This window comes from Okeania sp. SIO1H4, assembly GCF_010672695.1.
Lineage (GTDB): Bacteria > Cyanobacteriota > Cyanobacteriia > Cyanobacteriales > Microcoleaceae > Okeania > Okeania hirsuta.
The window spans coordinates 191,780-202,929 of sequence record NZ_JAAHGB010000007.1; the positions used below are offsets into that span (position 1 = coordinate 191,780).

Consider the following 11,150-nt stretch of genomic DNA (forward strand, 5'->3'; position numbering starts at 1 on the left):
AGCATCGGTATTGTATAGCAAAGGTAAGGAAGAAGGAAGAGGGAAGAGGAAAGAAGAGATAGGAAGGCTATTGAGCAAGAAAAAAATCTAAATTTCCTGTAGATATTCACCCTTAGGTTTACACAAACAATTGCGTTCGGACATGATATAAATTATCAAGATACACATTAGTAATCTTGGTTTAAAAAAGTAAAAAATAAATTACCACGCCACCTAATATTTAATACCATTTCTCAAAAATAATACTATATTTATGCCAGACTTTAATGATTAAGTAATTAGTAAAATTCAATAATTTTTTGAGAGATTATTAGCCAGTAGGTGTGTATTACTCTGATGTTTACTACTTCCCTACCTCTGTAGGTGCGTTCACGATAGTTATGCGAAGCTAACGGCCGTTCACCCTTTAAAGTCTATATTCATATAAACCCCATCATAAGAGCTGAGAGCTGAGAGCTAAAAGCTGATAGCTAGTTAACTATGAATGCGTGGTTCGGGATGTAAATTGCTCAGAATTTCACTTTCAAATATTGCTAATTCCTCTAATCTTTCCTCTACTTTTTCTTGTTCAAAATAAGTTGTGGCTAAAATCCAATATATTCCATAATGTCTGGCTTCAGATGCCATTAAACTACGATAAAATTTTGCTAACTCTGGTTCTGGACAGTAATCTGCAAGTAATCCTAAACGTTCGTGACTTCGAGCTTCAATTAAACAGTAAACTAATAATAAATCTAACATTCTTTCAGGTTCATTCCGTCGCACTTTACTATTTAAAGCTGCTCCATAAGGAGGAGAATTTAGAGGAGCTAATGGAATATTACGGCGTTCTAACCATTGGTTTACTTGCTCAAAATGTTCTAATTCTTCTCTGGCAATAGCCGTTAATTTTTTGATAAGTTTCGTACTTGAAGGATAGCGAAACATTAAATTTAAAGCTACTCCTGCTGCTTTTCGTTCACAGTGAGAATGGTCTAATAATATAGTGTCTAGATTGGCGATCGCTTGTTCTATCCAAGCTTGTGAAGTTGGTTGTTTAATATATTTAATGGTTGGTGTTTTTGTTAGTTGCATATTTATTCCTTGTGTTCATTTTCATAACGTTCTTTTGCTGTTTTTTTAAGATTAGCTGCAAGGTCTGGATAATTTTCTAACACTTTTTTCAAGTCATCTTTTTCTAAAATAAATAATTCACAGTAAGTCAATGTGATGATTGATGAAGTACGTCGTTGTTCATATACTAGAGCAATTTATCCAAAAAATTTACATGCACCCATATTCCTGTATATAATACCAGTTTTTTCTGAGAATGCTTGTACTAAACCACGTTTAATAAAGTGCATTTCATAACCCCAATTTCCTTCTCGAACTATATATTCATTAGGTGGTAATATTTCAGGCTTTAAAGCCATTACTATTTCTTCAAAAAAATCTGTAGTTGCTCCTCGAAAAATAGGCACTTTTTCAATTACTTCTTTGTGCAGTTCTAATGCTAATTTCATTCTTAAAGGTTCTGGTAATTCTTCGAGTATGTGGTAATCTCTAATATCGTGATTTTCAATCCATCTATATTGATAGTAATCTCTAATTTTTTGTTGTAAGTCAGATGGGATTTTGTTTTCCCGCATATATGTTTGAATTTGTCCTAACTTTTCTCTATATCTGACTTTTGTAGCATCTAGTTTAGAAATTAATGAAGATACATTGCCAATAATATAGACATACATAGATATTCCTAAGAACATGACTACCAAAGTAAATATTATTTCAATTTCAGTAGTGGGAGTAATATCTCCATATCCTACAGTAGTCAGAGTTGTAATTGCCCAATAAAGGGAATTAATATATTGAGTTCTTATACTTGCTGATTGTAGATAATTACTAATCAACCAAGAATTTTCAGCATTAGATTCCCAACTGCCAATCATAAACCAGATACAAGCTACCCAATGAGTAATTAAAATAATTAGTATGACTAATTTACACATTTTAATCAAAGTAGGGTTAATATTTATATTAGTTTCCCTCCTGTTAAAAATTAGAGAAAATTGGGGTAGTCGTAATAAACGAGGGAATCTCAATAAAGCAATAATAAATAGTGAGTTTGGTACAATTATTCTGGCAATTAAATCTCCGGGAATACTAGCTACTAAATGCCTTGAAAAGAGTCGATCTCGATAATGTTGAGCGATATTTTTTTTGTCTTGAATATATTCTCCGTACTCAAAGTAGCCAATATGAAATCGAATAAACATATCAATAATTAAAATTACATCTCCTATAAGATCTAATATAATCCAGAGACCATCAAATCTATTTTTAAAAGCAATTCTAAATGGGATTATGAAAGCATTATAAAGAGTAATGGATACAATTAATACTTGCCAGAATCTAATAAATTTACTATCGGGATGAAGTGTGGGAATTTTCACTTTATTTTTCTTGAGTAATTATAGGAGGGAACAAGGAACAGGAAACAGGTAACAGGCAACAGTGGGAAAAATATTTCCCTGTCTAAGGTTTATTATCCACATAAGTTCTAGTACCATTTCACTTAAAGTCAGAATTGATATTTTAGGTAGTTAAAATCTCTACTATACAGTAATTTCAGCGTAAGCATTTCAGCTTATTATTTGACTTCATCAGTTACCAACTATTTGTGACACTTTTTAAGTGAATTGGTATAACAAACCCATTATTTTATAGAGTAAAATTAATTAGTGAAGAAGGCAATAGACATAAGAGAATCATACGTTAGAGGCATCAAACTCGCTACCAATTGCTAGCTACCAAATTTTTATGTTGCTGGGGATTTTAATTAACTAGAATAAAATAATTTTTTATCTTTTTCATTTGGGTTTAATACCCCACCGTCTACACGATGTTGACAATTGGTTGGGGTTTGAGTCCCCATCCACTTCTTCCTTCTTCCTTCTTCCTTCTTCCTTCTTCCTTCTTCCTTCTTCAACTATTTTCATTGACTTTTTTTATATCCAAAAATGGAATAAGTATTATAATTTTCCGATGGTATTATACATATCTTGAGCAAATTTTTTCGGGTTCCATAATGGCGCTAAATTTTCTTGCTCTTTAGATTTAACTAATTTATCGACTAATTCCTGACGTAAATGAGGATTTTGACCTAGTTTTACACCCCAATCAATATATTCATTCCATGACCATGCTACGCCGAATTTAATATCTAAATTTTGTAAAAAAGAATAACCCATTCTAGATAAAAATTGCTCTCCGGCAAGAGTAACAACTGGTAAATTAAACCATAAAGCTTCTAAGGTATGAGTACCACCATTATAAGGATAAGAATCAAGCATAATATCTGCTAAAGAATAGATGCTTCTATGTTCCTCTTCTGTAGGAAATATTTCTATAAATTTAATGCGATGAATACTTACACCTTCAGCTTTACAACCTTGATGATAAGCAGATTGAAATACTTCTATATCTCCTAATGCTTTATGAATTAAAATACTATTAGGAACTTGCTTCAAGATAGCAATTTGTGCTTTGACTAAATCTCGGTTAAATTTTCTTCCTGGTGCTAAACAAAGATAAACAATTTGGTCTAAACCTATCCTCTGAGACTTTCTTAAATTAGCTCTATTTGTTTCTATTCTTTGAAAACCAGAAGTTGCTACAAATGAATTTGGCATCCTTACTAATTTTTCTATATAGTATTTATCTCGGTCTTGGGGGTGGGTATATAAATCGCATAGAAAATAATTATTCTCAGATATATAAGGAGCATCAAATCCTAACCAAGATATACAAATTGGTGCAGGTTTATTATTTAAAATTTGTGTATTAATTGGTAAACTCAAAGAATCTAAATCTATCAATATATCTATTTTATCTTGCTGAATTTCTGTAATAATTTCTCGGAGATCGACGCTTCCGTGGGGATATTTTTTCGGTACATATAGTTTAGTAACAGCTTGGCTAAATTTTTTAGTTTGGTCATCTGTTTTGAGACGTTCTGTTGGATATAAATATATTTCTGTATTTAATTTTCCTAACTCTCGAATAATATCAAGGCTACACCAACCGACAGAATGTCGATTAAAATGACTAGAGATAAAGCCAATTTTTAATAGATGATTATTGTCAAAATTAACAGGAGTATAAAAATGATTATTTTGAGGTTTGAGGACAAATTGTCTATAAACTTTCGATACCGATTTGTAGAGGTCAGAGTTGGCTTGAATATCATCTCTTAAATAAGGAACACTAAAAATAAAATTTCCATATAAAGCTTTTATATCGACTACCTTTTTAACAATAGTCATATCCTCTTTCAATTTAGCTTCAAGGTCAAAAAATCTATCTTTAGCAATTTCATTTAAGCCAGATATTTGATAAGTGCTAATCAAATATATCCCAGTCATAATCGGATCTATTTCCCCACATTCCTGATAATAGTTAGTGACTGCTTCCCTGGCAACTACATAATTATTACCATCCCGAAGAATGCCACATAAATGTTGATGTGCTGTAGCATAATTAGGCTGAACTTCAATCGCTTTTTTCAGATATTTAATAGCCTCAGAAAACTTACCTTGACTTCTAAAAATTATGCCAATTTGACTATAAGCTTCTGCTAAATTTGGATTGAGTGTAATTGCCTTTTGCCAACTATCAATAGCTTCATCTAACTTTCCCTCTTCAGCTAACTTATATCCCTGACTTAAATTAACCTCAAACCCACCCAAATTAGGATTTAATTTTAAAGCTTTTTCTTCTGAGGCGATCGCTTCGTCTAACTTGCCCAGTTGCTGCCAAACTTTGGCCAAATTCCAATAAGCAACGGCCATATCTGGTCGTAATTGAATCGCCTTCCTGTAATAAGCGATCGCCTTATCCAGCTTTCCCTGACGAAAAAACATACTGCCCAGGTTAACATGAGCCTGGGATAACTCAGGATTAAGTTCTATGGCCCGATAATATAGATTAATTGCTTCCGAAATTTTACCTTGGGCTTGGATAATATTTGCTAGGGTTACATAAGTAGACGCCCAATTCGGTTCTATATTTAAAGACTGGCGACAACAAGCGATCGCCTCTGATAAATGTCCCTGGGCATAATAAAGTTCTGCTTGTGCTGTTAATGCCTCAGAATTTGGAGTTTGTGAATGGGGAAGACTTGAAGAAATATTCATTGGAAAAAAAAGTCTATGCTATCTAATTAAAGGTTAAAATTTATCATATTTTGTACCTGAGTAGGACGAGAGAATATAGGTCTTTCCTCTAAGGTGCAATATTTGAGTTATCCTATGTTTAGTTTTGGGTAAAAATATTTGATATAGCTATAAGTATTCAGCTATCAGCTATCAGCTATAGTCAAAGTTTTTAAGTTTAATGTTTTGAAGTTTCTTAGATTTCCTAATCTGAATGCGTAGTACTATAACTAATATGAAATAGGTTAATGTTTGCTACAGATAATTTATCAAGAGATAGAGAGATGGGGAGATAGGGAAAGTCATAAATAGCATAATTACTTGTATTTCATATCAACTTGATCTTTTACTATTTCCCTCAACTTTCAGCCCTAAAGCTGATAATAAATATAGTATTAATTTTGGCATTTAATATTAAATCAGAAAGATTTCAATGATTGGAAAAAATTTGCATCAACTTCCACCAAAAATTAAATTTAAACCTCAAATAATTTTGGTGATTATTTCATTAAATTTGATATAACTATTAAGTATTTCCTGCGGAATGCTCCGCAAACAGCTATCAGCTATTAGCTATAATAGCTATAATCAAATTTTTTAACTGTAATGTTTTGAAGTTTCTTAGCTATCCCAATCTGAATGCGTAGTACTATAACTAATATTAAATAGGTTAATCTTTACTACAGATAATTTATCAAGAGATAGAGAGATGGGTAGATAAGGAAAGTCAGAAATAGCATAATTACTTGTATTTCATGTCAACTTGCTATTTTACTCAACTTTCAGTCCTAAAGCTGATAATAAATGTAGTATTAATTTTGGTATTTAATATTAAATAAGGAAAATTTCAATGATTGGAAAATATTTGCGTCAACTTCAACCAAAAATGTAAGCATTCAGCGGTCAGCTATCAGCTATAATTAAAACTTTTAACTGTAATGTTTTGAAGTTTCTTAGCTATACTAATCTTAATGCGTAGTCCTATAACTAACATGAAATAGGTTAATATTTGCTACAGATAATTTATCGGTAGTGGTGCATTGTAATGGTCGTGCATTGCATTGTTTTTGTTACGAGAACAGTGGGAGAATCTTGCTCCCGTGACAAGTATCCCTTTTCTTTGTATACCATTACTATGCAGGACTATCAATTTATCAAGAGATAGAGAGATGGGGAGATAGGGAAAGTCATAAATAGTATAATTACTTGTCTTTCATGTCAACTTGCTATTTTACTATTTTCCTCAACTTTCAGTCCTAAAGCTGATAACAAATGTAGTATTAATTTTGGTATTTAATATTAAATAAGGAAAATTTCAATGATTGGAAAAAAATCACATCAACTTCCACCAAAAATTAAATTTAAATCTCAAATAATTCTGGGAATTACTTCATTAATTTTGATATAGTTATCAGCATTCAGCATTCAGCTATAGTCAAACTTTTAACTGTAATGTTTGGAAATTTCTTAGCTTTGCTAATCTGAATGCGTACTGCGATAACTAATATGAAATAGAAATTGATCAAGAGATATAAAGATGGGGAGAGAGGAAAAGTCATAAATAGCATAATTACTTGTATTTCATATCAACTTGCTCTTTGACTATTTCCCTCAACTTTCAGCCCTAAAGCTGATAATAAATGTAGTATTAATTTTGGTATTTAATATTAAATAAGGAAAAATTCAATGATTGGAAAAAATTTGCATAAACTTCAAGCAAAAATTAAATTTAAATCTCAAATAATTTTGGGAATTATTTCATTAATTTTGACAGTAGGAATCCCGATTTTTATCGATAATAAAATTCCTGCTCAAGCACAAACAGAACAAAAATATGAAGAAAAATTATTTGAAACAGCTCTAGCTTTTACTCTATATTTTGAAGGTGGATTTAGTAATCATCCAGCAGATAAAGGTGGTCGAACTTATAAAGGAATTTTGCAAACTGAATATAATTCCTATAGGCGAAGACGTGGTTTACCAACCTTAGATGTTGCACAAATGTCTGATACCGAACTGATGGAAATTTATCAAGGTTATTGGGATAATAGTAAGTCAGCTACAATGCATCCTGCTCTAGCTGTAGTTATGTTTGATACTGCAGTTAATTTTGGTATTAATAACTCAGTAACTTTTCTCCAACAAGCTTTAGGATTACCACAAACAGGTATATTTGATGCTGTTACTAAGTCAGCATTAGCAGAAGGTAATAATCGAAATACAGCTCTTCAAATGATTAATGAAAGAATTATTTATCGTTATAAAAGAGTGCAGGAAGATTCAAGTCAGATGGCTTTTTTTCATGGTTGGTTGGCTCGTGATTATAGTTTGTGGGGCTATGTAGAAAAGCTCAAAGATCGTTGAAGAAGGAATAGGGAAGAAGGAAGAAGGAAGAAGGTTATTGAGCAAGAAAAAAACTTCAATTTTCTGTAGATATTCACCCTTGGGTTTACACAAGCAATACAAACAGACATGATATGATTAAATATGTGCAATTCGAGAAGTTTATATTAATTTAAAAGAGTGTAAGTTACAGGGAACTCAAATTCCAACTTCCTATTATCTAATATCATGTCCAGATAATTAGTTATGAAAAAAAACCCAACTGTCTATAGATAGCAAATCTCTTTATTCTCCCTACTCCCTACTCGCTTATTTACAAGTATTGTAAGAGAATTCAGCTCTTAGCAGTCAGCTATCAGCAAATAATGAATAATTCCTTATAAGCTTAAAGAAGCGTAATTTGACAGTAAGTTTTAATTGTATCCAAATTTATCAATTGCTTTTACAACCTCTGATCATCAATAGCTGATAGCTAATAGCTTACTGCTGAATGCTTACCAAATATTTAACCAGACATGATATAATTCCATCAGTAAAAAAATTAAAATTATCAAATTTATCTGTATTTTTTACCTGAAAAATTAAAATTATGAATTTAAGGAAACAGGAACATGATGATGAGTAGTATTATTACCATTACCACTATTATTATTATTTAATTTGACATAATGACTAATAAGCTGAGTCAGATGAATGAAAGTCTGAATATCAATTTGACGTGATAATAACATTTCTCGATACTTATTTTCTAAATTTTCCAGCTTATCCTTAACTTCTTCTGGGCATACTTCCGACATAGATTGCCATTCATCAATTAATGCTATGGTATTCTGAATATCTTTCTGATTTTGTTTTTCTTGCAAAATTCGGCATTCTTCTACAAACACCTTTGTCATTTCTTCTAACTTTTCATAAGCTTCTTTAGGTAAATCTCCTTCAATCAACATTGACCTATGTTGGTGCCTTAATTCTTCTACTTCTTTAAGAGCTTGAATTGGATTTTCTTCTAAATTTAAACTAATCTCACTGAGAGCTAAACGGCTATTTTTAATCATATTGAGACACTGTTTATGACGCCACATTCGCAATAAAAATCCGATGATACCTGTAGATATAACAATAATTATACCTGCCTGTAAATCTTGGTTTTCCTCTAAATAGCGCATCCAAACTTGTCTGGGGTCGCCTTGCTCAAATGCTTGCTGAGAACCAGGATGAAGATATACCAATCCACTCTGTAATAAAGAGCGAGCATTTCCGTTAGCAAGTTCTGGGTAAAATAATGAGTATTGTCGAGAAGATGAGATAATTGACCAAGTTAAAAGAGCAATTTTTTCTTTGCTGACATCAGGACGAGTTACTAAAGCAGCAGCAGTAGAAATGGTAGGTAAATCTTCCTTAGGTATTGGTGGTAGAGGAATATAACTACCTTTCGGCATGGTTGCACTTTGATATGATGCTGGAAATTGAATAGTTAAGTAGTTAATAAAGGCAGTTGATATCGGAACTAACCTGAGCAAGGGAGGTGTTGCTAACTCTGCTTGAATTTTTTTACTGCTTCCCACCGGACCAACATAGACGAAAGCATCTATTTCTTTCTGTTTCAGTTTATCCAATCCTTCTCTGATATCAATATCCGCTTCAATAATGTTTAGATTTGTGGCACTAAATAGTCGTCTAGCAGTGAAGTAAATACCGCTTTCCGGAGCGCCAAAAACGACTCGCTTTCCGTCAAGGTCGGTAAAAGTATTGATTTGTGAGTCAGATTGTGTAATTAGATGTAAATATTCATGGGCAAGAACAGCTATTGTTTGGACTTTGCCCATTTTCATTGCTTCACTGGCAACATCTAGTTGAACTAGAGCAAGGTCTGTTTCTCCATTGAGTAGACGTTTGAGGTTTTGTTGCGAACCGTAGGAATCATAATTATCATGGACGGTTATTTTCCCTACTTCACGAGCTGAAATTACTATTTGCCTGCCTATGTTTTCATAAGCACCTCCATTAGCACCAGTAGAAAGGGTTAGACTGTGGCGTTGAGTAGTGCAACTCGTTAATGCGATCGCCCATAAAAATATACCTCCTATTCCGATTAATTTACTAGGTAGTTTGCGATGAGGATATATAGCAGTTGATAATTTCGTAAATATATGCAATTTTTGATCTCCTTAAAAGGAAAAATTTTATGCCTAGAATAATGCGATGATTTATACTTAACTATTAATATGCGCGACTACTAATTTTTTAATCCAACTGTAATTGTATCATGCCCACTTAGAATTATCGGTCTAAAAATATCTTGTTTTTGGCTCAATAGAAGGAAAAAGGAAAAAGGAAGAACCAAAAAATCTTGCGTTGTCTGAGTTTTAAGCTTTTAATATATCCTAACCTTTCCTTCCACTGGTATCAAATAGGATGATCCATAGAACGTACCCACAAAGATTTATTGAATTTTGCTAAATAGACGAAAAAAAAGTAGGATGTAAAGTCCTACTTTAAAAATGGCGTTGCACAGCGACGAATGATTTGAGATTTTTGATTGAATTGGATTGTGGATTAATCAATTGCCAGAATGATTAATTAATGGTTATTTTTAGTCAAAGTCTAAACTAATTTTTGGCAATATCATTCCATAATGTGCAACCCCTTAAAAATAGTGTCGCCGATGCGTGGGTATGACTTGACACTTATCCAAACTATTTAAGCTTCAGCAATTGCGACATTAGCTTCTTGAGTTACTGGATAAACGCTCACTTTTTTCCGACTTTTACCTTTTCTTTCAAAAGTCACCACACCCTCAATTAAAGCAAATAAAGTATAGTCAGTACCCACACCAACATTATTGCCTGCATGGAATTTACTACCACGTTGCCTGACAAGAATATTACCCGCTTTAACAACTTGACCGCCAAAACGTTTAACACCTAATCTCTGGGAATTAGAGTCGCGACCGTTACGAGTACTACCAGTACCTTTCTTATGAGCCATGATTTCCTCCAAATTTTATTATGTATAATAACTTCTTTACTTATTCTGCCTGATTTTCTGATTTTTCTTCAGATACAGTTTCAACTTCTGCCGTAGTCTCGGAAACTTCCTCGCTAACAGTTTCTACTGACTCTGGAATTTCTGTAGCTTCAGTTGCCGTTTCTGTAACAGTTTCACTTGCTTCTGAAGTTACTGTTGTCGCTGAAGTTTGAGATTCTCCTGCTGCTAATATTTTGCCATTAATACTTATGGAGTCAATCATTAGACGAGTAAGTTCTTGGCGATGTCCCCTTTTTTTCCGAGTTTTCTTTTTAGGCCGCATTTTGTAGACAATAATTTTTTTGCCCCGCAAGTGCCTCATCACAGTGCCTTCCACAAGAGCGCCTTTTACAAGGGGTTGACCAATATGAACATCTCCCTCATGTTGAACTAGAAGCACATTATCCAGAGAAACTTGATCCCCCTCCGCTGCTTGTAGAAGGTCAATATCGTAAAAGCGACCTGCTTCTACCCTCAGTTGTTTTCCACCTGTTTCAATAATTGCGTAACTCATTAAATTTGTGTTGATAGGTTTGCCGTACAGGTAGCTGGTTCTAACGCTAATACCTGAAAGTGGTATTGTAGTTA

At 32.9% G+C, this 11,150-nt stretch carries 8 protein-coding genes and 1 pseudogene; 1 reads left to right on the top strand and 8 read right to left on the bottom strand.

The window, feature by feature from the left end; translation table 11 throughout:
• Positions 1-474: 474 nt before the first annotated feature.
• The 5 genes from F6K06_RS08325 to F6K06_RS08345 form a co-directional block, all read right to left on the bottom strand.
• Positions 475-1,074, bottom strand: a complete 600-nt coding sequence (locus F6K06_RS08325; protein ID WP_124143455.1) for a tRNA-(ms[2]io[6]A)-hydroxylase — start codon at positions 1,072-1,074, stop codon at positions 475-477.
• Between the two features lie 2 nt (positions 1,075-1,076).
• The gene (locus F6K06_RS08330; RefSeq protein ID WP_275670286.1) at positions 1,077-1,205 is read right to left on the bottom strand and encodes a hypothetical protein; all 129 of its coding nucleotides are present in this window, start codon (positions 1,203-1,205) and stop codon (positions 1,077-1,079) included.
• 45 nt (positions 1,206-1,250) lie between these two features.
• On the bottom strand, positions 1,251-2,432 hold the full coding sequence (locus tag F6K06_RS08335) for a cyclic nucleotide-gated ion channel (protein ID WP_240038787.1): 1,182 nt from the start codon (positions 2,430-2,432) through the stop codon (positions 1,251-1,253).
• A gap of 386 nt (positions 2,433-2,818) precedes the next feature.
• Positions 2,819-2,968, bottom strand: coding sequence for a hypothetical protein (locus F6K06_RS08340; RefSeq protein ID WP_161564354.1), 150 nt, complete (start codon positions 2,966-2,968; stop codon positions 2,819-2,821).
• 43 nt (positions 2,969-3,011) lie between these two features.
• Positions 3,012-5,174: a tetratricopeptide repeat protein gene (locus F6K06_RS08345; RefSeq protein ID WP_287241231.1), complete on the bottom strand. Its 2,163-nt coding sequence runs from the start codon at positions 5,172-5,174 to the stop codon at positions 3,012-3,014.
• Positions 5,175-6,878: 1,704 nt separating this feature from the next.
• Here F6K06_RS08345 and F6K06_RS08350 point away from each other — a divergent pair.
• Positions 6,879-7,556, top strand: coding sequence for a glycoside hydrolase family 108 protein (locus tag F6K06_RS08350; RefSeq protein ID WP_287241233.1), 678 nt, complete (start codon positions 6,879-6,881; stop codon positions 7,554-7,556).
• Positions 7,557-8,122: 566 nt separating this feature from the next.
• On the opposite strand, the gene F6K06_RS08355 is transcribed toward F6K06_RS08350, so the two are convergent.
• The 3 genes and pseudogenes from F6K06_RS08355 to rplU form a co-directional block, all read right to left on the bottom strand.
• Complete coding sequence (locus F6K06_RS08355) at positions 8,123-9,691, bottom strand: TAXI family TRAP transporter solute-binding subunit (RefSeq protein WP_287241236.1); 1,569 nt, start codon at positions 9,689-9,691, stop codon at positions 8,123-8,125.
• 544 nt (positions 9,692-10,235) lie between these two features.
• Positions 10,236-10,523 (bottom strand): 50S ribosomal protein L27, encoded by a 288-nt coding sequence (gene rpmA, locus F6K06_RS08360; protein ID WP_124143459.1) that lies wholly within the window; start codon positions 10,521-10,523, stop codon positions 10,236-10,238.
• Between the two features lie 163 nt (positions 10,524-10,686).
• A pseudogene (rplU, locus tag F6K06_RS08365) lies at positions 10,687-11,076 on the bottom strand (50S ribosomal protein L21); the annotation flags it as partial.
• Positions 11,077-11,150: the final 74 nt, after the last annotated feature.